This window comes from Neobacillus vireti (genome assembly GCF_036962465.1).
Classification (GTDB): domain Bacteria; phylum Bacillota; class Bacilli; order Bacillales; family Cytobacillaceae; genus Neobacillus; species Neobacillus vireti_B.
In genome coordinates, this window is record NZ_JBALNF010000087.1 from 1 (window position 1) to 21,224 (window position 21,224).

Sequence of the window (21,224 nt, forward strand, 5' to 3'; positions counted from 1 at the left end):
CATTAAAACACTCCTTTAATCTTATTATATAAAAAAATTTTTTATTGTATTTAATATTTCGGATTTAATTATCTAATTCTTCGATAATTAACATGAAAAATTATCGTTATTAATCAATGAAAGCGTTTGCTAATATAAAATTAGATTTCCGGGAATAAAAGTAAATTTAATTTTAAGGAGGAGATTAAAACATAAGCGTTTGGTATAATTTTGAGAGCAAAGAAGGAATAGTTAGCAACTCCCAAAATTAGATAAATGCAGATTAATTTTATGTACCATTTGAAAGCATTTATACTTTCTTTCATTTTTTAATGACTATATGAATTCGTTGTAGTAAAATTTACCATTTTAGGGGGAGTTCGTGTGAGAAATGCTTTAGCAAAAGAATCACAACCTGAATTGAAGAAAAAAACCCGATTTCGTTGGGTTGTACTGACCTTAATCTTTTTAGTGTATATGATAGCTGGTGCAGATAGATCTAATATGGGTGTCATTATTCCAACTATAAAGGATAGCTTCCATATGAGTAATACCGATATTGGATTGATGACGAGCTTGTTTTATCTTACTTATGCGGCAATTCAAATTCCAGCAGGTATGTACTTTGGTAAAAAAGGAGTACGGAACATATTCTCAATTTCAGTCATTTTAACTTCTTTGGCAACATTATTCACAGGATTGGCTAGTTCAATATTACATTTGAAAGTGGCACGTTTATTATTGGGGGCCGCAGAAGGACCACTTAATATAGGGATTGTCTCTACCATAAATAGATGGTTCCCTCCTAAAGAAAAGGGATTTGCAACTGGAGTTTTTATGGCATCAATTAAATTTGCGCCTGCTGTAGTACCTCCGCTTTGTGCTTTCATCATTATCACTTATGGCTGGCGTGACGTATTTTATCTATTTGCTATTCCTGGTTTCATTACTGCTATATTATGGTGGTGGTTTGTAAAAGACAAACCGGAAGACAGTCCGTATACCTCAGAGTCTGAGATAAAATATATTAATGACCAAAGTCCAGTTGAACAAACAGATGTAACAAAGACGAAAGTACCTAGTCCAAGGAGAAACTTAAACTGGCTGGATAAATTGATTCGCTCGAAAAATATTAAACCTTTGGATACCAACAGAAAAGTAGTTTTTTCATGGAGTATTTGGGGCTGTGCTTTAGGTTATTTCCTTTTGGTAGGGATTCAATACTCAATCATGACATGGGTACCTACTTATTTGGTTGACGTTAAAGGGTTTTCTACCATGAAAATGGGTTTTGTAGCTTCAGCTCCTTGGATCGGCGCGATGATTGGAAATATCTTTGGTGGATGGCTATCAGATAATGTTTTTGAAAAACGCCGTAAACCTAATATGATTTTAACTGCTGGAGCAACTGTACTTATGATGTATTCACTTATATATGCTCCTAATAATCCTGTAATACTTGGTGCTCTGCTTTTATTGACAGGTATTATTTTAAATCTTGGCTACTCCACTTTTTTGGTTTATCCTATGGGACTTGCCTCAAAAGACAAGGTTTCTTTTGCAGCATCCATAATAAACACTGCAGGATCGCTGGGTGGTGCATTTGCTCCATTCCTAGTAGGGCTGCTCTTGGATTCATTTAACTGGAATATCGTGTTTGTATTCTTTGCAGGAAGCGCATTACTTACACTTGTCATTCTTTTAACTATGATTGAACCAAAGACTGAGCAGGCATAATCATGGATTTAATTAAATGGAAGCGTTTCTACTGAACTGTGACCCTTAACGTGGACAGTTAATAATAGACCTTTTTATGCAGTAAGTAGTGACACCGGTATTGTGAAGTGCCCACCCGTCAAGTAGACAGCGAAATTAAATAAAAGACACTAAGCGGCGTCAGCCCTGTATTCTAAGGGACTAAGGCCGTTTAGTCCTTTTTGTAATCGTTCATAATTATAAAATTTTATGTACTCCTCAATGTCTTGTTCAGATAATACTTTTCACTTGTCAATATTCTCGAAAAAGCCTCCATTGGTCCATTATCGATACACCTACCTTCTGCCATATAGACCTATTATCTCCTCTAGGATTTTTTGGTTAACCCCCCAGCTCAAACCACTGCCATTCAAAGATTAATAGTTTTAGAATGATTCTCTGAGTGACATGTTTCGCTTCATTGCATATGATGAAGCCAATCCTCAAAATAGTACTACAATAATTTATAACCACTTTGTGAGTCTTTTCTTTATTGCCCTATGAAGGATTTCGAGACAAAATATACATCACGATGCAATTAAATCAGTCTTTTCCAGACTCGATATTCCTTATCTAATAGATATTCTCTTCCTGGTCCCAAGACCCATCGACATACATTTTACCCTCCGGCATCACATATGCTTTTGGGTCAGGAATATACAACTCTGACGGGAAAATTGAATTGCGGCAGTCTTTATATTCTTTCATCATTTCACTCTCCAAAGAATTGATTACCACTATATTCTGCTTATCTGGCGCTTAATGAAAACGCTTGTAACTATAGTTTATATGAGTATTTTCCAACCACTATAACGATAACAGACAAAAAACTATCTATTTCAAACCAGAAAAAAAAGAGCCAATGATGGCCCTTCTATAGCTAATTGAAATTTAAACTATATTTTATTATGAAAGTTGTTTTTGAAAAAACTCCTCGATTTCATCAAAAATGAAAAGGGTTCTTTCTTTAACAATATCCTCTTCCCCATTGTTTGAAGCATAATACGTTGCTTCCCTTGGACCACCTTCATCCAAATTTGTACGATTTAGAAAACCATGGCCAAGCCCTTTAATAAGAAAAAGAGATACATGATTCTCTTTTTCTGCTAATTCCTGATATAATAACTTACTTTGATGTGCAGGAACAGCTACGTCACTTAACCCATGCATAATTAGAAACGGTGGAAGCCCTGCTTTTACATAGGTTAATGGATTTGCTTCCTTCACACGTTCAGTGCATGTTAGTATAGGTGATCCCAAAAACAGTGATTCAAATGAATCAGGGTCAGAAGTTTTCTTATCCTTTGGAATTTGGACTGACTCTGGATCTTCTTCGCTTATTCCGTAAAGTTCTCGTTGTTCATCGATTTGTAGGAAATCCATTGGCCCATAACCAATTGCCACAGCTTGAACCTCACTTGTCATATTAGGATAAAGAGGATTTTCTCCGATGAATTGGTTAGGTTCAGTTGTTGTGGCAATTGCAGCAAGATGCCCTCCTGCCGATGAGCCCCAAAGGCCAATTTTGTTACCGTTTAAACCATATTCCCCTGCAATGGTTTTAACCCACCTAACGGCTGTTTTTACATCATGAATTTGTGCGGGAAAGGTATCTTCATCACTCAACCGGTAATCAATGCTTACCATCGCATAGCCTTTGCTCGCAAAATACTGGGTGAAATCAGGACCTAATTTTCTATCCCCAAAGCGCCATCCTCCGCCATGCAGCCAAATAATCACTGGCAAAGGCCTTTTTTTCAACTTAGGTAAATAGATATCAGCCAATAACTTTCTACCATTTATCTCCGCATAAACGAGGTCTGTTATGATTTCTACAGAATCATCGACTAACTTTTTCAATGAAAAACCCCCTTGAAAATTTTTAACTAATGATACTAATAACCTTTTGCTGGACGACCGCCAAGCACTTTCAGGTCAAGAATATCTAAATTTTGCAGTACTCGATCAAAACGGAGCCGAGCCGGCTCACTTGGGAAAATATAATCATCATACACATCTCCAAGAGTATGGAAAAACGGTTCGAATAGACCAGTTGCGAGGATACCAACCATCTTTGTGTAATGAGAATCCATTCGATAAGAATGAACCGTGTTAGCAGGCACGTGAAGAAGATCTCCAGGGTGTAGAACGACTTCTTCTCCATTTGCCCACAATGTAACCTGACCTTCAATACAGAAGAACATTTCCGTATGCTCTTCATGATAGTGTTCAGGAATCGCTTCACCTTTCGGACCTTCTGAAACAACAAAAATAAATTCACCATTAGAATTGGCTTGAGTGGTCATCAAGGTATGAAGTTGATCCCCTGTAACTAAGCGGATTCCCTCTCCTGTTTCAAGGACATATGGCGCAGCAGCCTCTTCAGGTACTTCGCCATTTTCTACAAGTTGTGATGTACCCACAACTTTATGATCAAAGAAAAACTCTACATCTGCAGCGAGTGAGGCTTTTTCAAATTTTTCAATGGATGGTTCATTTACGGCTTTAGGTGGGTGAACAAACTTGTCGTAAGGTTCGCCAATAACGGAATAAAGTTGTGATACCGCTCCTTTTGAAGTAAAAGATAATACCTGAGTACGATGGCTGAGCATTTGATAGCTGTGTTCCGTACCAGCAGGAACATAAGCATAATTTCCTTCTGTTAGTAAATATTTTTTATTAGCAATCACAAGCTCAAGCCGCCCATGAAGGATGTAGATTCCTTCATGACTATGTAAATGTTTATGGGTTGGGAAAGAGTCGCCCCTTCCTCCTGATAAAATGACCATCTCTATTAAATTATCCGTACTCTCTCCGCTCGCAATAATAGTAGCTAATTGTCTGCCAACTAGATAACGTTCCCCTTCTCCATTTCTTAATAAATACGGAATCTTGTGATTTGGCAGGTTATTCATAAACAAGTGACTCACTGTAATCCTCCTCTGTTTCTACCTTTTTAATTTAGTTAATTTATAAGTTACCTAGTCGCGCTAACTCCAAGACATAGTATATGGTAGAATAACAAAGGTGAGAAATATAACTAAGCGTTCACAGTTATACCTTTTTTTCATATAGGTAATTAGCCCGCAGATACTTAATCAACTAGAAAGGAGATATGGCCTATGGATCTTAAACAATTACGTTACTTTGTCTCTGTCGCGGAACGATTAAGTTTTACTGAGGCGGCAATGGAACATTTTGTCGCTCAATCAGCGATTAGCAAGCAAATTTCTAATTTAGAGGAACAAATAGGAGTTCAATTGTTTATTAGAAATCGAAGGACGGTTCAATTAACGAATGCTGGTACTCAATTATTAAAAGATGCGAAACTGGTTATTGCTCATTATGAAGAGGCCATTAGTAATGCCAGACTTGCAGGAAATGGACTGTCCGGAAATCTTAAAATTGGGTATTTAGGACTTAAAAAAATCTTTTTACCAAAACTTATTAATCAATTTACGAAGAAATATCCAGATGTAACTATTGAGTTAATTCAATACACAAGTGATACACTAAATGCCTCTTTGAAATTAGGAGAAATTGATATTGGTTTTACCCTATATTTATCGATTGAAAAATTTCCCGAAATTGTATCTAAAAAAATATCCAATATCCCCTTTAATGTTGTTATAAATAGTGAACATCCTCTTGCCGACTACAAAAAAATTAGCATTTCTTCGATTGCATTGGAACCATTTATTGTGATTAATCAAGAAGTATCGCCTGATGGATATCATCATATTGTGGAACTTTTTAATAAACACGGACTATCCCCTACCATTGTCAGAGAAGTTTCTCATTTTGAAACGGTATTACTTATGATTGAAGCTGGCATAGGGATTTCCATACTTCCTAAAGCCATATCTAATCCTCCTTCGACTCTTCGCTTTATCGAATTGGAAGAAAAAATTGATGAAACCGACTTTATTATTGCTTGGAACCGAAATAACCATAATCCGTTCATTTCTTTATTTACTAAGGAATTTGATTCGTTTATGAACAGCCAAAAAGATGGACTAGTATTTACCTAAAAAATCCACGCTCTAAAAAGGCGTGGATTTACCTATAATTTATCCAATTCAGGCGCCTCTTAATTAAAGCGGTTACATTTATCGGCATTCTTTATGTTTCAATCGTAATCGATGGAGCTGACATATCACTACTTTTTTTATTTTCTTTAATTTTTACTGGTGCCGTTTCCTTTAGAAGCAGCGATAATAGGAAGAAAATCACGGCAGTACCGCTAGCCATCCACAATGACGCATATAGACTAAACTTGTCGGCAAGAATACCAGCCACAACTGGTCCGATTGTGCCGCCAATAATCTCACCTGTTAATACAACTGAAGCGATGGCAGTTGCAGCAAACGCTCTTGGGACAGATTCCGATGGGATAATTGCTAAATATAATGGCTGTCCACCCATACCAGCTGTTAATAAAAATACGAGAATAGCTGTAAGAATGATGTTGGAATGAGTGAAAATGACGGCGATTGGCAAAAATATCGCAATTAAAGTCGCAGGAACAATCACCACTTTCCGTCCAACCTTGTCTGAAAGGAATGGGAAAAACATTTGCCATAGGAACATCCCAATCCCGAATATAGCCATAATGATTCCGTACTGGGTTTCAGTATAATGAGAAATATCTGTTAAAAATAATGGCATAAAACTAGTGAATGTTAGCAAATACATCATATAAAAAATCGCAATTAGCATACTGACCCATACATTTCGGGTTTTAAAGACACTTTTATATTCTTTAAAGGTTGGCTTTGTTTTTGTTTTAGAATGATCGTAAAAAACTGGTTCTTTCATGTAAAACATTAAAACAAACGCCAAAATCATCCCAGGTAGGGCTAATGCAAAAAATGAATATCGCCAGTTGGCCGCTGCTGCGATGCTAAGGACAATGACTGGTGCAAGTGCATTTCCCAGTAATGGCCCTGAGCTTTGAATAAAGCCCATATTAAATCCTCTTCTTTTGACAGACGATTCAGCCATAATTGTTGACTGGATAAGAGGGACAACCGGTCCTTCAGATGCGCCCATTAATAATCTGACGAGAATAAGCGAACCTAATCCGCCCACGGCTCCTGAAGCAAAAGTAGCAACTGAGAAAAACAACATGAAGAGGATTAAGGTAATCTTCTTTTTGCCGATAAAATCTGAAAGACTAGCAAAAAGAAGGGTGGATAGTCCCCAGGCAATAGAAGTCGCCCCCATAATCATCCCTATTTGCGTGTTATTTAGATTTAATTCTTTTTGAACAAATGGAAATAGGTAGATGATACTTAATCGGTCCATAAAAACAAGGCCAAATACTAGAAACAGGATGATTAAAATACCATTTTCGTACCTAAAAAAAGATTTTTTATTTTGCTCCATTCCAACATCTCCTCAACTTTAGTTTTGAAAAATAAAAAAAGGAGCATTTAAATAGTCATTTACTATTGATGCTCCGCTTTTCTCCGTGGATTTTTCAATTTTGGCAGTTATCGAAGAAGCTCATAAACTTCTGTATCTAATTTCTTGGCAAGTTCAGGATTGTACGTCTTTTCATATTCTGGCTCAACCGTTACCTTACCGCCGTAAAACATAACATTCTCTACTTCTTCAACATCAATGGTTACAACACAAAGCTTCATGGTTCGTTCGATGACCTCAGAAACTGCGGCCTTTCCATGTACCGAATAGCAGCTTCCGTCTGCAATCATTCCAACAATTACATGTGGATTGTTTTGGATATTATTAATACTGGATGCTTTATTACCAAGAGCTAACTTTATTTGTGTACCACCTGGATTCGCATTCACCCAAGAAACCACACTCAATTGTGGTAGTTTTGTCTCTGCATCCACTGTTATTAAGGAAACCATCTTTTCTCCCTGCAAAGAAGAAGCAAGCGCTGGGCTTAGACGATCTATCGTTTTAGTCATTATAATTCTCTCCTTCTCTTTTTTAATATTCCACTTTTACGGGCAGACCGAGCTCCAGCTTACCGAAGAGTTCACCGACCCAGTCAAAATTGAAGGCCGTATGCTGTGCGCCGGCATGAATATCACGCCAAAACTGTTGAAGCGGATGCCTTTCACTTGAAGCGGCCGCACCGCTGCTAGTAAAAATGGTTTCCATTGCTTCCGTACACAATTCCGCACAATAGGCATAATTACAACGCAAGCGTACACGCTCTGGATAATCAAGTACCCGGCCAGACTCTACAATTTCAAGGGATTTGTGAAGAAGAGCGTTCACTGCTTCAATTTTCGCAGCTACTCTAGCAAGCCGAATTTGTTGATGAGATAAATTTGCGACCGAAACGCCGCCCCTTGATTTATTTTTTCCAATGACTTGATCACGCCAGATTGCATAAGCTCCCTTGGTTGCTCCAAGAATGACGGATAAAAGCGTAACAGGCATAACGGCTGATAATTGAATCCGGTACAGTGGTGATGTATTCAGGTCCATACCAGGAGAGATTCCATGAAGGTTCCAAGGTTCTAATTCCATTGTTCGATATTCTGGAACAAAAACATCCGTTAACTGCAATAAATTACTGCCTGTTCCTTTCATCCCAATGACCCGCCAGACATCTATTACTTTTAAATCGCTCTTAGGAACGAGAAAATATAAAAGTTTAGTTTCCTCATCAGATACAGGTGCTTGTGCACTAATCATGACCCAGTCACAATGATTTATTCCTGATGAGAATCCCCATTTGCCACTTAGCTTATATCCTCCATCTACACGGCTGATCGTTGAATCAGGACTCGGATTGATTGACGTAGCAAGGCATGCATCAGGATTATTTTTCCATACATCCGCCTGTGCTTGATTTGGAAAAAATGCCAGCATCCAACTGTGCAGAAGTAACAGAGAATAACACCACCCTGTAGACGCATCGCCTTTGGATACCTCTATTGCGGTATCAGCTAATGTTTTCCAATTCAGTTCATGACCGCCCCAACGGCTTGGGACTAAGCTTCTGACTAATCCTGATGAAATAAATTCCTGGATGGTTTCGGCTGGCTGATGCCTTAATTCCTCTCCAAGGTTTGGACGAGATTGCAGGGCAGCTGCCAACTCTTTTGCACTGTCAACGGCTTCTTCGTATGAAAACTTCTTTAAAACTTCATTCATGTACACGGCCTCCTCTGGTTATTTGATTACATTTGGTGTCCCGTATGTGTGAAAAGTAGATGGAAGCGGCGTTCCCCACGCTAACCCTTTTTTCCGTTCCTCCGGGGTCCAAGTTACCGTTTCCCAATCCGGTGTAAAGATGAGAAAACCGCCCGAGCATACCTCAATTCGATTCCCTCCGGGTTCATACACGTATACAAACATGGTTTGGCCTGCCACGTGCTTATTAGGAGGGGCTTCAATGAATATTCCATTATCTAAAAATACATCGGCAGCGCGGAGCACCATTTCTGCACTTTCCACTTTGAAGGCAGCATGATGAAAGCGCCCCTGAGCCCCAGATTTATCGAGAGAAATGGCCAAGTCATAGGATTTATTGGTAACATGCAGCCAAGCTGTAGTTTGTTTGCCTTCATCAGTTATCGCTTGTTCACTTAATCTGAAACCAAGTTGATCTCGAAAGAATGAGCTATCTGCATCGACATTAGAACTGAACAAATTAATATGATCCAACTGTGTTACACTTGCTCCTCTAGCTGAAAACTTTTGGGGCTGATTTTTCAAACCTGGCTTTAAGTGATCCGGTGTCACATATTTATCTGCCTCATAGAACACTTCTAAAACATGTCCATCGGCATCATTAAATTGATAGGCGCGACCATGGCCGTAATCCCCATCTGTCCAGCCAATTCCATAACCGCTTTTCTCCAAATCAATTACACGCCGCTCGAGTGCCTGTTCCGAATAGGTTCTTAATGCTACATGTCCTAAACCTGCTTGGTGAGCTTCTGTCAGTTTTAAGCTATAAAGCTGCTGGTCTCCCCAGCCCCGGAGAAAGACTGATTTCCCTTCCCGATGGACGATTTCCATTCCAAGTAAATCGCGAAAAAATGCTAGACTCTCATTTGGCTTAGGTGTTAATAATTCAATATGGGCTAAATAGGCGATATCTCTTATAGGTTCAAGATTGGTGGTCATACTTCTGATACCTCCACAATGGTTGTCTCGATGGCACCAATACCAGATATTTCCACTTTAACCTTGTCACCATGCTGTAAAAACTTATTCTGCGCTTCTCCTACTCCACCAGGTGTACCTGTGAGAACGATGTCCCCTGGCTCTAAAGTAACGATGCCAGATAAAAACTCAACGAGATGATTGATATTGAACAAAAGCTGTTCGGTATTCGATTGTTGTCTTAATTCATCGTTTACGGTTAACGAAATATCGAGGCTGTGTGGATTAGGAATTTCATCTTTAGTTACTAAAACTGGTCCTAGTGGAAGACTCTTATCCAGGGTCTTGCCTTGCAGCCATTGAATCGTTCGTTTTTGCATGTCACGGGCTGTAATATCGTTAGCGACGGTGTAACCAAACACATAGTCCAATGCATTTTCATACGGGATGTCTTTTCCTTCTTTCCCAATAACAAATGCTAATTCTGCCTCGTAATCTAGCTTTTTGGTCAAATTTGAATTGAGTGGAAATACATCATTTGGACCGGAGATTGCTGTAGCAAACTTAGCAAAAATCACTGGGTGAACGGGAAGGTCACGTTTCATTTCAAGAATATGATTCTTGTAATTAAGTCCAACGCAGATAATTTTATTCGGCTTTAGTACTGGTGCTCCAATTTGCACATTTTCTTTTTTATAAATAGCAGAAGATCGTTCTGCATTCTCAAGGGCAAAGAAAATCGCTTCTTGCGCAGTTTTTAAGGCGAGGTCACCATTTGCAATAAATTCTGTTGTGTTCTCTGGTAATAAAGCGGTTGCAATTTCATTTACTCTTTGCTGGCCATTTTGAGTTAGAAGCTCGATGTAGGCTTGCTGTGGATCTACAATGGTATTTTCGTCGACTAGAATGCCGAGTCGTAACGGTTGATTATTTGTGGAATAGGTTAATAATTTCATAGGGTCCCCTCCTCGTTTTTGCCAACACAACAATGTGTTTTTATCTCTAAATTAATGATAAGCTACTTTAAATTTTTTTTGAAATACACATATTGTATTTGAGAAATCATGATTTTCGATAAATTGATACTTTTCTTTTCCACTAGCTCTAGCTGATTGTTTGTAATTTACAAATCACGATCCTATGAGCAGCATTTCATCCCTTCATGCGAACAAGACCTTATGGGACTCTACCCTTCTTGTCCCCCTAGAGCCAGAATTGGGCTCATTTCATAGGAATTCTACAAAGTAAATGCAGAATTCTACGAAATAAAGAAGCAATTCTACAAATATTACATTTTTTCTACAAATCCTGGCCTCGATCCTACATTAATTGGAAATTCAGTTCCATCTATTAATAAAACAAAAAAAAATACCCCGTCTAAACGGAGTATTGATTCGACTTTGACCCTTTTACAAAAAGGTGTCTCCGAAAAAATGATTCTACTAATTCAAATATTCTTGCTTCACTAATCATGACCTGCTCCGGTTTTCCTGCTTCAGCTTTACGCAGGGTCACAGCTAATGGCTGTTCATCCAGGTTATTTTTATTAAAAAAAGCATGCCCCAATCCTTCAATCAAACAAAGCTCTGCCTCATTTCCATTTTCAATTAGTGCTCGATAAAGCAGCTCACTTTGATGTACAGGTACCGCTGTATCATTTACCCCATGCAGAATAAGAAACGGTGGTACCTTGTTATCAATATAGGTGATTGGATTTGCATTACGAACAAGTTCTGGGACCGTTAGAATCGGTGCACCAAGCAATCTTGACTCTGGAGAATCCGGGTCGGTATGTCGCTGAACCGAATTTAGACGATTAGATTCCGGGTCATCAGAAGGTGTAACCTCTGAATCCACATCCAACTGCAAGAAATCAATCGGACCATACCCATCAACAACAGCTTGTACTTCACTCGAAAAACCCTGAGTTTCTAACTCTAGACCTTCGAGACTGCCAAAACCTGTCGTACCGGCCAATGCTGCCAGATGCCCTCCAGCCGAAGAACCCCAAAGACCAATATTCCCACTATCAAGACCATACTCATTCGCAGCCGATCGAAGCCAGCGAATGGCTGCCTTTACATCATGAATCTGTGCAGGAAATGTAGCTTCACTGCTTAACCGATACTCGATGCTGGCCATTGCAAAACCACACTCTGCAAATCGTACACTTAAATTTGGTCCTAACTTTCGGTCCCCAATTCGCCAACCGCCGCCATGAAGCCATATAATAACAGGCACAGTTCCATCCGTGCCGATAGGCAAGTAAAGATCCAGTAGTAATGGTTTCCCATTTGGAGCAGCAAATTCAAGATCTGGTATAACCTTTACTTCAAAACGTTCCTTCATTATCAATGAACCTCTTCAACTTCAACTGGCGGAGCACCTGGCGGCTTTCCTAATAATTTTAAATCAAGCTCGCTAATTCGCTGAATCACTCGGTCAAATCGATACGGTGCAGGTTCACTTGGGAAGATTGGATGCTCATAAGGATCTCCAAGAATGCGGAAGAAGTCTTCAAATTCACCTGGTGTCAATAATCCAAAGAACTTTGTATAATGGGCGTCACAGCGGAAGCGGTGAGGTGTATTTGCCGGCACATAGACGAAATCACCAGGTAATAAATGCAATTCTTCACCATCTACCCAAAGAGTCATTTCTCCTTGTAAACACATAAATGTTTCGTTTGTCAATTCGTGGGCATGTTCACCAATAGCTTGTCCTTTTGGTCCTTCAGAAACGATCGCAAGAAACTTACTATCTGTTGAGGCTTTAGTAGTTAGGAGTGTATGAACCGTATCACCGCTAAGAAGATGGACCCCTTCACCTGATTCAAGTAGATAAGGTTGAACTTCTTGCGGAATCGCATTGCCTCTAATCATTTGAGGTAATCCTTCTGTTGAATGACTAGTTACGAATTTAATATCAATGTCAGTAGGTAGTTGGTTAAAAATATCTGGGTTGAAGAGGTTCGTAGAAACTGGAGGGCGTTCAAACTTATAAAATGGCTCTCCAATACTCGAATATATCTTAGCAACGTGACCATTCACAGTAAACGAATAAAAACGTGTTCGATGACTTTGCATCCGATATCCATGGACAGTTCCAGCTGGAATACTTACATAGTCACCTGCCGTTAATAAATACAACTGTCCATTCAATTCAACTTCAAGTCTTCCGTCGAGTACTACGATGCCCTCGTGAGCATGTTCATGAATATGTGCCGGAAAACTATCACCTTTTCCACCCCACAATTGAACTATCTCCATCATATCACCGGTGCTTTCAGTTGTAGCAACAATGGAGGCAACCTGGGTACCGAAAAGATATCGTTCTCCTTCTCCATTTCTAATAAAATATGGTTTCTTCTCGTTAGGTAACTTGCCAACGACCTTTACAACCACGTTACCACTCCTTATCCAAATTCCTATTAATATTAAGCGCTTCCAAATTAAACATAATATGAATGAAGTAAAATTGGAAATATAGGTATTCGATTTCTGTAATCACGTTTTTGCATTAATCATCTATGCTATTTTAATAGATGATTCTTTTAAAAAAACAAATCTAACCAAAAGTAATCTTATAATTTCGACTACTTCTAATTTATTATGATAAAATAATGGTTATTAAATAACAAGTGAGGATCCTATGGATATTCGTCAATTACGATATTTTATCACCGTTGCAGAGCATTTAAATTTTACCAAAGCAGCCAATCAACTCTACGTAGCCCAATCCGCAATCAGCCATCAAATTGCGGATTTAGAAACTCAAGTTGGTGTTAAACTATTTATTCGAAATAAACGTTCCGTCCAGCTTACACCTGCTGGAGCTGTTTTTTTAAAAGAGGCAATGGAGATTGTAGAAAAAACATCAGGGGCAATTAAAAAAGCTAAACAAACGGATGCAGGTGTGATTGGCAGTCTTTCGATTGGTTTTTTGAGTGTTCATGTTCGTAGTTTTTTGCCAGAAGTTATTAAGCACTTTCGTGAACTCTATCCAAAAGTAGAACTTCATTTAAACCATTTTCCCAGTAAAATGCTAAAAGAAGCTTTGGAAGAAGGAGAATTGGACATTGCTCTTACCCAGCCGACTGGATTGCATAGAATTGAAGAAATTGAGATTCAAACGGTAGCAAAAGAGCGATATTGTATTGTCATGCATGAAAATCACCCTCTTGCTAGCCGCAATACAATCAAGCTTGTTGATCTTGCAACAGAGCCATTTATTATCCATAATCGCCATGATTCTCCAATTGGTTCCTATGATTTTATCGTCCATTTATGTGAGCAAAATGGGCTGACTCCAAGAATTGTGAGTCAACCGCGTTTTGTTGATACTGTCCCGATTCTCGTTGAATCTGAAATGGGCATCTCTATACTGCCAAAAAGCTTTGAAGCGGTATCTAGCCCTTCGCTGCGATTTATTGAGATTGACGGCTTGGTGGATTATGATTTTGAACTCGTAATGGCGTGGAAGAAAAACAATTTGAATCCGTCTATCTCGCTGTTTTTAGATGTATTGGCCGATATTCATCAGAAATCATCAACTTAAAAATTATATAGTAAGAAAATCATTTTTGTTAGATAAATTGTCCAATAGATTTAATTCTATTGGACGATTTTTTTGTACTATTAGTGAAACTGTCTTTTAGAGAGTTTCTATTGGACATTATTCTTAAGTCTTACTGCCTTATTGTCCATTAGAACGCTCCTATTAGACAATTTCAACAGCTAGCAAGAAGATTTGTCCTATAGACCAAGCCCTATTAGACATTATACTTGAGGTTCACTCCATTACTGTCCAATAGAACGATTCTATTAGACATTATACTTGAGCGTCACTTCCCTATTGTCCAATAGACCACTCCTAATATCTGCCAATCTTGCTCCTACATAATCCCCAAAAAAAAGCCTGTCAATGACAGACTTTTTTTAAATCATATTATCTTGTAAACGCAGCCGGTACTCCGCCATCAACTGTTAACATACAACCAGTTGTCCGATCTGATTTTGATGAAGCAAAGAATGCAATCGATTCTGCAATATCACTAGGATAAATATTTACAAGTAAGGTAGTACGTTTGCGATAATGTTCTTCTAATTGATCAGGGTGAATACCATAAGCTGCGGCACGCTCTTCACGCCAACTTGATCCCCAAATCGCTGAACCTTGAAGAACTGCATCTGGAAGAACAGAGTTAACGCGAATGCCAAACTCACCGCCTTCTGCAGCAATACATCTTGCTAAGTGAGTTTCAAGCGCTTTTACGGAGCTATAAGCAGCGGCATTTTTACCAGCGTACACCGAGTTTTTAGAACCGATGAATACCATGTTACCGCCAATGCCTTGATCTTTCATTTGCTTGAATGCTTCGCGGGCAACTAAGAAGTAGCCTGTTCCTAACACATTCATGTTTAAGTTCCACTCTTTAAGAGTTGTTTCAGCGAATGGGCTAGATGTTGCTAGACCTGCATTATTAACAATAATGTCCACTCCACCAAATGTTAAAGCTGTTTGATCAAAGGCAGCTTGAACCATTTCTTCTCTTGTTACATCCATCTTAACCGCAAGCGCACGGTCAGCCCCATATTGTTCATTAATTTCAGCCGCTACCTTTTCCGCACCCTCAAGGTTTAAGTCAGCTAGAACAACGGCAGCTCCTTCAGATACTAAACGTCGTGCCGTTGCACTTCCAATTCCACCTGCTCCTCCAGTAATAAAAGCTACTTTTCTAGAGAATTCTGCTTCAGCTGGAGCAAGAGATAATTTATATAATTCTAATGGCCAGTATTCAACATTGTAGGATTCGTTTGCACTTAAAGACACAAATTCACCTAATGTTGTAGCGCCTTTCATAACAGCGATGGCACGGTGATATAATGCTCCGCTGATTCTTGAATTTTTAACGTCCTTACCAGTGTTCACCATACCAACACCTGGGATTAAAATTACGCGTGGTGCCGGTTCAAACATTTTGTCGCCTTCGTTTTTATTTTGCTCAAAATATTCTTGGTAAGATTGCTTAAAGCTAGCAACTCCTTCTTTCACACTAGCAATCAAAGACTCAACATCTTTTGTTTGTGGATCCCAATTTACATAAAGCGGAATCATTTTTGTATGAACAAGATGATCTGGACATGCTGCACCAATTTGTGAAAGTTCTGGTGCATTGTGGCTGTTCACAAATTGCAATACATCTTCACCACGGTCGTAAGTTAACAGCATTTTCTTCTCGTCACTTACTGCGCCGCGGATGACTGGCAATACTTTTGCTAGAATGCTAGCTGCTTCTTCTTCAGAAAGAGATGGATATTTTTGGCCGCCGAATACAGAGGCTTCATCAATTCTTTCATTAATATATGCTTCTGCTTCATTAATAATTTGAATGGTTTTTGCGTATGCTTCTTCAGAAGTTTCTCCCCATGTAACAAGACCGTGTTTTTCCATTAAAACTAGTTCTGCATTTGGGTTATTTAAAACTCGCTGTGCGATCATTTTTGAAAGAGTAAATCCTGGGCGGATATATGGTACCCAAACAAAACGATTCCCAAAAATATCTTCGGCTAATTGCTTGCCATTGTCTGCACAGCAAAGGCTAATAATCGCGTCTGGATGTGTGTGATCCACATGTTTGAATGGTAAGAATGCATGCAATAATGTTTCGATTGATGCCCTTGGGTGCTTGCTGTCAATCATACAATGTGAAAGATAGGCAACCATGTCTTCGTCTGACATTTCGTCACGTTCGAATAATGGACGGATGTCTTCTAAATTAAGACCGGTAAAATTATTGGCTTTCATTGTTGCTAAATCGGAACCGCTTCCTTTTACCCACATTACTTCAACATCACGGCCGCGGAAATCCTTTTCAATTGTCTTCATGGAAGTGTTACCTCCGCCATAGTTGCATACGGCACGATCTGACCCAATCAAATTGGAACGATAAACTAATTCTTCTACCCCTTTTGTTACCTGTGAAGCTGTTTCTTGATTCCAAAGATTCTGTACCATCCGAAATCCTCCGTTTGTTTGTATTTATGTTTGTTACCTTCTGTTTTATTATAATATATGTTTGTTTATTTTTGAATAAAAAGTTCATAAATCTTTCATTTTTTTTGATTTATTGGATTTATCCCAAATATATAGGTTTTCCAGTAGCAGCAGAATCATTGGCTGCCATAGTTACCTTGTGTGTTTTTATCGCATCTTGATAGTTTGATAGTATCTTAGATGGGTCTCCAGTTTGGACAGCATCAAGAAAAATTTGATTCTCTGTCAGGTAGGGATTTGTTTCTTCTTTGTATTCTTCCACTTTGTTTCCTTTTACCACTCGTAATAAATCATTACTTAATTCAATAACCCCTTCATCTGTATATATATCAAGCCCAACCTTACTATAGTTTTCTAGGATACAGGTATTGGAGATAGTTGAAATCATTCCATTTTTTAGTTTCATTGTGACGCTTCCTACATCGGGTACTGTCGTTCCTTCAACCTTTGACCGCATTATCTGGTTATTAAAGGCTGCATATACCTCATTAACATCACCAAATAAGTAACGTAGTAGATCCACAATATGTGTGGTCTGTTCGACAAATTGGCCACCTGATTTTTGTACATCTCTCCACCAGGGAACCATTGGCATAGAACCCATCCAATAACCCAATGCCATTCCAACTCGACATTCATTCAGTAACGATAAAACTCTATTAGTCGTATCCTTATACCGCCAGTGGTAGCCTACGGACGTAATAAGACCCTTTTCTTTTATTTTTCTTACAATATCATTTGGTAATTCATTCATGCCAAGCGGCTTTTCCACAAAAAATGGGATATTCCTTTCAATTAACGCATATTCAATGGCTCCATGAGAATGCGGTGGGACACAAATGTAGACAGCATCTAATTTTTGTCTATCTAACATCTCTTCCATATTTGTGTATCCAGTGGCATTTGACCAATTCCTGGCTTCTTTTTCAGCCTTTTCCATACTAGTGCCACAAAAAGCCGTTACATTCACTCCATTCATTTCTCCTAAAATACTTGCATGAGTTTTAGCAAACCATCCCGTACCAACAAAACCAACCTTCATTTGAAAATCGCTCCTTTTGTAATTATCCGACAATAAGTTAAAGCTTTCATTCCTTTTCAAAAAAGTAAAGTTCAGCCTAAAAATAAAGCTGTCCAGAAAAAATCAATTAACATGATTTCTTTGAACAGCAGCTATATTTTTATTTACATTAAAGATCGTTAATTACGATATAAGTTGCCTTAACTGGTCCATGTACACCCACAACTAGATTTAACTCAATATCAGCAGAATTACTTGGTCCGGTTATAAAATTAATGCAGGATGCAACGTGGCCAGATTGTTGATGGATTTCTCTCATCTTTTGCGCAGCTTGTGTCATTCTAGGAACAATAGAACTCTTTGGAATTAGAGCAATAAAGGTAGCTGGCAAAAAGCTGACGGTACGTCCTTTATTCTCATCACTAAATAAAACAACGGTTCCCGACTCAGCCAGGGTGATTTCACTAATGGTAATCCCAACATTGGCCTGCTCTGCTTTAGTGATGTTTTCTTCACCTTTTGTATGATCCCATTCGTACACATCGATATTGTGGTCTGGCCATTCCTGTTTCATTAAAGAATCAAGTCCCCATTGGGAAAAACGCTCATCCTTCCATGTTACAATGGGACCGCCGCCGTAATTTGTGACGACTTCACTAAGAATCGATGATAACTCCCTAAGATCAGTGGTATATATAGTGGTATGAATTTTTTGACAATGTTCTTTTAATACATTTAACAATTCATCTTGTGTAGCATCTTTTAATACCTCATCCTGAGGGCGAAATTTCCAGTTTGGTCTCTCCACAGGTTTAGAGATTCGCGGCCGCCCAAGTCTTGTGGCAATTTGATTTAGAAAGGCTTCACGATTTTGTATAGTTCCTGCCATTATCACTTGCCCCCTTGTTCTCGGTTTTTAAACCAATCTCTGAATCTTTCTTTATTTGGCGCTGGGAACTCACGGATATCTGTCCATGCTTTCAGAGGTCCTGGTCCCTTGGAAATTTTATCTCCTACTGTGAAAGGATTCATAGCCGTTGGCGCAATTTTAGAACCTATTTTATAGAGTGTCGGTGAAGCTGCTCCTAGTCCAAATGCTTTCATGGCTAATTTTTCTGAGATTGGTGCTTTTCCTTCCTTTTCGACGATTACTTCCCGATGCTTATGAAGAAGGTTGTGCAGCGGTATTTTTACCGGGCAAACTTCGGTACAGGCCCCGCAAAGTGTTGATGCATACGGAAGTTCTTTGTAATCTTCATAGCCGCCTAATAATGGTGATAAGACTGCACCAATCGGGCCTGCATAAATAGATCCATAGGAATGGCCCCCAACATGACGATAAACGGGACAAACATTGACACATGCTGCACAGCGGATACATTGCAGAACGGATTGAAACTCTCCGCCAAGAATGTTGGATCTGCCGTTATCGACGATGACAAGGTGGAATTCTTCCGGGCCGTCTACGTCCAGTTCCTCCTTAGGACCTGTTAGTACAGTGATATAACTGGTTAACTTCTGTCCGACCGCACTTCTGGTTAATAGAGAAACGAGCACTTCCATCTCTTCAAACGTCGGAACAATACGCTCCATTCCCATTACGGTAATTTGTGTCTTTGGTAAAGCCGTAACTAAATCAGCATTCCCTTCATTCGTAACCAAACTGAATGATCCTGTCTCAGCAACCGCAAAGTTACAGCCGGTAATCCCAATATCTGCCGTTAAATATTCCTGACGGAGTGTTTCCCTTGCATGCCAAGCTAGTTCTTCGGGTTTGGAGGTTTTGGTGTACCCAATCTTATCAGTGAACACGTCCCGAATTTGCTCTTTATTTTTATGTAAAGCTGGTACGACAATATGGGATGGAGGATCATGGTCATCCAATTGAAGGATGTATTCCCCGAGGTCCGTTTCAATCACTTCGCAGCCTTCTTGTTCGAGCATCGCATTCAAACTTATTTCTTCTGTCACCATTGATTTTGATTTCACAATTTTCTTGGCATTTTTTTGCTGTACAACGTCTCGAATATAATCATTCGCCTCTTCTTTCGTTTGGGCAAAGAATACATGCCCGCCCCTTTTGGCCACATTTTCACTTAATTGTTCTAAATAATAATCCAAATGTTCTAAGACATGCTGGCGGATTTCTTCCCCATGTGAACGCCACTCTTCCCAATGTCCAAGCTCTTCAGCGGCAACACGCCTCTTTACACCCATTCCGTCTTGAGCGCCAGCTACTGCCCCGCGCATAAAAGAATCATGAATCCCCTTATCGACACGTTCCTTGAATTGCTGGTCGCTGATCTTCATTGCCATCTATTTTTCCCCCATTCCAAGCAATCTCGTATTGGTCACCAAAAATCTATTAACGGCTATTTAATACTTCGGCAATATGAAGAACCTTTACCGGTTTACCTTTACGATCAATCCTGCCGCCAATATTCATCAAACAGCCTGCATCCGCACCAATTAAATAATCGGCCTCTGTTTCTTCAACATGGCAAACCTTTTCATCGACCATCTGTTCAGAAATTTGTGTCATTTTAACAGAGAAGGTTCCCCCGAATCCGCAGCATTGTTCTTTTCCTGGTAATTCGGTAAACTCTAATCCTTTGACATTATTCAATAGAATCATTGGTGCCCTTTTAACACCTAGTAATCTGGTCATATGGCATGAGGTATGGTAGGTGGCTTTTCCCTCAAACTTTGCCCCAACATCTTCAACTTTTAACACATCTACAATGAATTGTGTCAGTTCGTATGTTTTTTCTGCCAGTTTTTTGGCCTTTGGCCCCCAAACAGGATCTCCTTTAAAAACATGTTGATATTCGTGGAACATAAAGGCACATGATCCCGATGGTGATACTACATATTCAGCATCTTGGAATGTTTCTATCATCCGCTTCATAGCTTCTTTTGATTCTTTTGTGTAACCGCTGTTATATGCCGGCTGACCGCAGCATACTTGTGACTCTGGAAACTCAATCTCGCAGCCAAGTCTTTCTAGTAATTCAACGGTTGCTTTTCCAACATTACTTTGGAACATGTCTACAAGGCAGGTTGCAAATAGGCTGACCTTCATCAATCTTCATCCCCTTTAAATGAAGCTAAAAATCTTAAATAACTGAATTAGATTTTTATTTATTTTTGTTTTTATTATATTACATGTTTGTTTACTTTTGAATAGTAATCTTTTAATAAAAAAATAAATCGACAGATGCCCGAAAGCAACTATCGATTCTTTCATCATCTTTAATTTTTTACTTTATCGGCACTTTTCGTGAAGTTATCGGCACTTTCAGGGAACTTATCAGCA

Annotated in this window: 17 protein-coding genes and 1 pseudogene; 3 read left to right on the plus strand and 15 right to left on the minus strand. The window is 39.0% G+C overall.

Annotation, left to right across the window (positions count from 1 at the left end; translation table 11 throughout):
* Positions 1–363 precede the first annotated feature (363 nt).
* On the plus strand, positions 364–1,716 hold the full coding sequence (locus V7077_RS26635) for an MFS transporter (protein ID WP_335507593.1): 1,353 nt from the start codon (positions 364–366) through the stop codon (positions 1,714–1,716).
* 149 nt (positions 1,717–1,865) lie between these two features.
* On the opposite strand, the pseudogene V7077_RS27860 reads toward V7077_RS26635, so the two are convergent.
* From V7077_RS27860 to V7077_RS26650, 3 genes and pseudogenes are all read right to left on the minus strand, one after another.
* Positions 1,866–2,035: pseudogene (locus tag V7077_RS27860) on the minus strand (IS3 family transposase); the annotation flags it as partial.
* A 605-nt stretch (positions 2,036–2,640) separates the two neighbouring features.
* Positions 2,641–3,594 (minus strand): alpha/beta hydrolase, encoded by a 954-nt coding sequence (locus V7077_RS26645; protein WP_335507594.1) that lies wholly within the window; start codon positions 3,592–3,594, stop codon positions 2,641–2,643.
* A 35-nt stretch (positions 3,595–3,629) separates the two neighbouring features.
* Positions 3,630–4,649 carry a quercetin 2,3-dioxygenase gene (locus V7077_RS26650; RefSeq protein WP_335507640.1) on the minus strand — a complete coding sequence of 340 codons (1,020 nt, stop codon included), beginning with the start codon at positions 4,647–4,649 and terminating at the stop codon, positions 3,630–3,632.
* Positions 4,650–4,856: 207 nt separating this feature from the next.
* On the opposite strand from V7077_RS26650, the gene V7077_RS26655 reads away from it, so the two are divergent.
* A complete protein-coding gene (locus V7077_RS26655) occupies positions 4,857–5,765 on the plus strand; it encodes a LysR family transcriptional regulator (RefSeq protein WP_335507595.1) in 909 nt (302 codons plus the stop codon).
* Positions 5,766–5,856: 91 nt separating this feature from the next.
* Here V7077_RS26655 and V7077_RS26660 read toward each other — a convergent pair whose 3' ends face one another.
* From V7077_RS26660 to V7077_RS26690, 7 genes are all read right to left on the minus strand, one after another.
* Entirely contained in the window at positions 5,857–7,122 is a 1,266-nt protein-coding gene (locus V7077_RS26660; RefSeq protein ID WP_335507597.1) for an MFS transporter, read from the minus strand.
* 107 nt (positions 7,123–7,229) lie between these two features.
* Entirely contained in the window at positions 7,230–7,673 is a 444-nt protein-coding gene (locus V7077_RS26665) for a pyridoxamine 5'-phosphate oxidase family protein (protein ID WP_335507599.1), read from the minus strand.
* Positions 7,674–7,695: 22 nt separating this feature from the next.
* Positions 7,696–8,874: a hypothetical protein gene (locus tag V7077_RS26670; RefSeq protein ID WP_335507601.1), complete on the minus strand. Its 1,179-nt coding sequence runs from the start codon at positions 8,872–8,874 to the stop codon at positions 7,696–7,698.
* A gap of 18 nt (positions 8,875–8,892) precedes the next feature.
* Positions 8,893–9,852, minus strand: a complete 960-nt coding sequence (locus V7077_RS26675) for a VOC family protein (RefSeq protein WP_335507603.1) — start codon at positions 9,850–9,852, stop codon at positions 8,893–8,895.
* Positions 9,849–10,787: a fumarylacetoacetate hydrolase family protein gene (locus V7077_RS26680; RefSeq protein WP_335507605.1), complete on the minus strand. Its 939-nt coding sequence runs from the start codon at positions 10,785–10,787 to the stop codon at positions 9,849–9,851. The genes V7077_RS26675 and V7077_RS26680 overlap by 4 nt, the downstream gene beginning before the upstream one ends.
* 421 nt (positions 10,788–11,208) lie before the next feature.
* A complete protein-coding gene (locus V7077_RS26685; protein WP_335507607.1) occupies positions 11,209–12,180 on the minus strand; it encodes an alpha/beta hydrolase in 972 nt (323 codons plus the stop codon).
* A gap of 2 nt (positions 12,181–12,182) precedes the next feature.
* Positions 12,183–13,235 carry a quercetin 2,3-dioxygenase gene (locus tag V7077_RS26690; RefSeq protein ID WP_335507609.1) on the minus strand — a complete coding sequence of 351 codons (1,053 nt, stop codon included), beginning with the start codon at positions 13,233–13,235 and terminating at the stop codon, positions 12,183–12,185.
* A 247-nt stretch (positions 13,236–13,482) separates the two neighbouring features.
* Between V7077_RS26690 and V7077_RS26695 the strand changes: the two genes are divergently transcribed.
* The gene (locus V7077_RS26695) at positions 13,483–14,388 is read left to right on the plus strand and encodes a LysR family transcriptional regulator (protein WP_335507611.1); all 906 of its coding nucleotides are present in this window, start codon (positions 13,483–13,485) and stop codon (positions 14,386–14,388) included.
* 390 nt (positions 14,389–14,778) lie between these two features.
* Here the strand turns inward: V7077_RS26695 and V7077_RS26700 are convergent, their stop codons facing one another.
* From V7077_RS26700 to V7077_RS26720, 5 genes are all read right to left on the minus strand, one after another.
* The gene (locus V7077_RS26700; protein WP_335507613.1) at positions 14,779–16,848 is read right to left on the minus strand and encodes a bifunctional aldolase/short-chain dehydrogenase; all 2,070 of its coding nucleotides are present in this window, start codon (positions 16,846–16,848) and stop codon (positions 14,779–14,781) included.
* Between the two features lie 118 nt (positions 16,849–16,966).
* Positions 16,967–17,929 (minus strand): Gfo/Idh/MocA family protein, encoded by a 963-nt coding sequence (locus V7077_RS26705; protein ID WP_335507615.1) that lies wholly within the window; start codon positions 17,927–17,929, stop codon positions 16,967–16,969.
* A 148-nt stretch (positions 17,930–18,077) separates the two neighbouring features.
* Complete coding sequence (locus V7077_RS26710; protein WP_335507617.1) at positions 18,078–18,797, minus strand: LutC/YkgG family protein; 720 nt, start codon at positions 18,795–18,797, stop codon at positions 18,078–18,080.
* Positions 18,798–18,799: 2 nt separating this feature from the next.
* A complete protein-coding gene (locus tag V7077_RS26715) occupies positions 18,800–20,224 on the minus strand; it encodes a LutB/LldF family L-lactate oxidation iron-sulfur protein (RefSeq protein WP_335507619.1) in 1,425 nt (474 codons plus the stop codon).
* A gap of 49 nt (positions 20,225–20,273) precedes the next feature.
* Positions 20,274–20,990, minus strand: a complete 717-nt coding sequence (locus tag V7077_RS26720) for a (Fe-S)-binding protein (protein WP_335507621.1) — start codon at positions 20,988–20,990, stop codon at positions 20,274–20,276.
* Positions 20,991–21,224 lie beyond the last annotated feature (234 nt).

Excerpts from the sequence above, each read along its gene's own strand:
- V7077_RS26650 (WP_335507640.1), bottom strand. The coding sequence starts at position 4,649 with ATGAATAACCTGCCAAATCACAAGATTCCGTATTTATTAAGAAATGGA.
- V7077_RS26655 (WP_335507595.1), top strand. The coding sequence starts at position 4,857 with ATGGATCTTAAACAATTACGTTACTTTGTCTCTGTCGCGGAACGATTA.
- V7077_RS26660 (WP_335507597.1), bottom strand. The coding sequence starts at position 7,122 with ATGGAGCAAAATAAAAAATCTTTTTTTAGGTACGAAAATGGTATTTTA.
- V7077_RS26665 (WP_335507599.1), bottom strand. The coding sequence starts at position 7,673 with ATGACTAAAACGATAGATCGTCTAAGCCCAGCGCTTGCTTCTTCTTTG.
- V7077_RS26670 (WP_335507601.1), bottom strand. The coding sequence starts at position 8,874 with ATGAATGAAGTTTTAAAGAAGTTTTCATACGAAGAAGCCGTTGACAGT.
- V7077_RS26675 (WP_335507603.1), bottom strand. The coding sequence starts at position 9,852 with ATGACCACCAATCTTGAACCTATAAGAGATATCGCCTATTTAGCCCAT.
- V7077_RS26680 (WP_335507605.1), bottom strand. The coding sequence starts at position 10,787 with ATGAAATTATTAACCTATTCCACAAATAATCAACCGTTACGACTCGGC.
- V7077_RS26685 (WP_335507607.1), bottom strand. The coding sequence starts at position 12,180 with ATGAAGGAACGTTTTGAAGTAAAGGTTATACCAGATCTTGAATTTGCT.
- V7077_RS26695 (WP_335507611.1), top strand. The coding sequence starts at position 13,483 with ATGGATATTCGTCAATTACGATATTTTATCACCGTTGCAGAGCATTTA.
- V7077_RS26700 (WP_335507613.1), bottom strand. The coding sequence starts at position 16,848 with ATGGTACAGAATCTTTGGAATCAAGAAACAGCTTCACAGGTAACAAAA.
- V7077_RS26705 (WP_335507615.1), bottom strand. The coding sequence starts at position 17,929 with ATGAAGGTTGGTTTTGTTGGTACGGGATGGTTTGCTAAAACTCATGCA.
- V7077_RS26710 (WP_335507617.1), bottom strand. The coding sequence starts at position 18,797 with ATGGCAGGAACTATACAAAATCGTGAAGCCTTTCTAAATCAAATTGCC.
- V7077_RS26715 (WP_335507619.1), bottom strand. The coding sequence starts at position 20,224 with ATGGCAATGAAGATCAGCGACCAGCAATTCAAGGAACGTGTCGATAAG.
- V7077_RS26720 (WP_335507621.1), bottom strand. The coding sequence starts at position 20,990 with ATGAAGGTCAGCCTATTTGCAACCTGCCTTGTAGACATGTTCCAAAGT.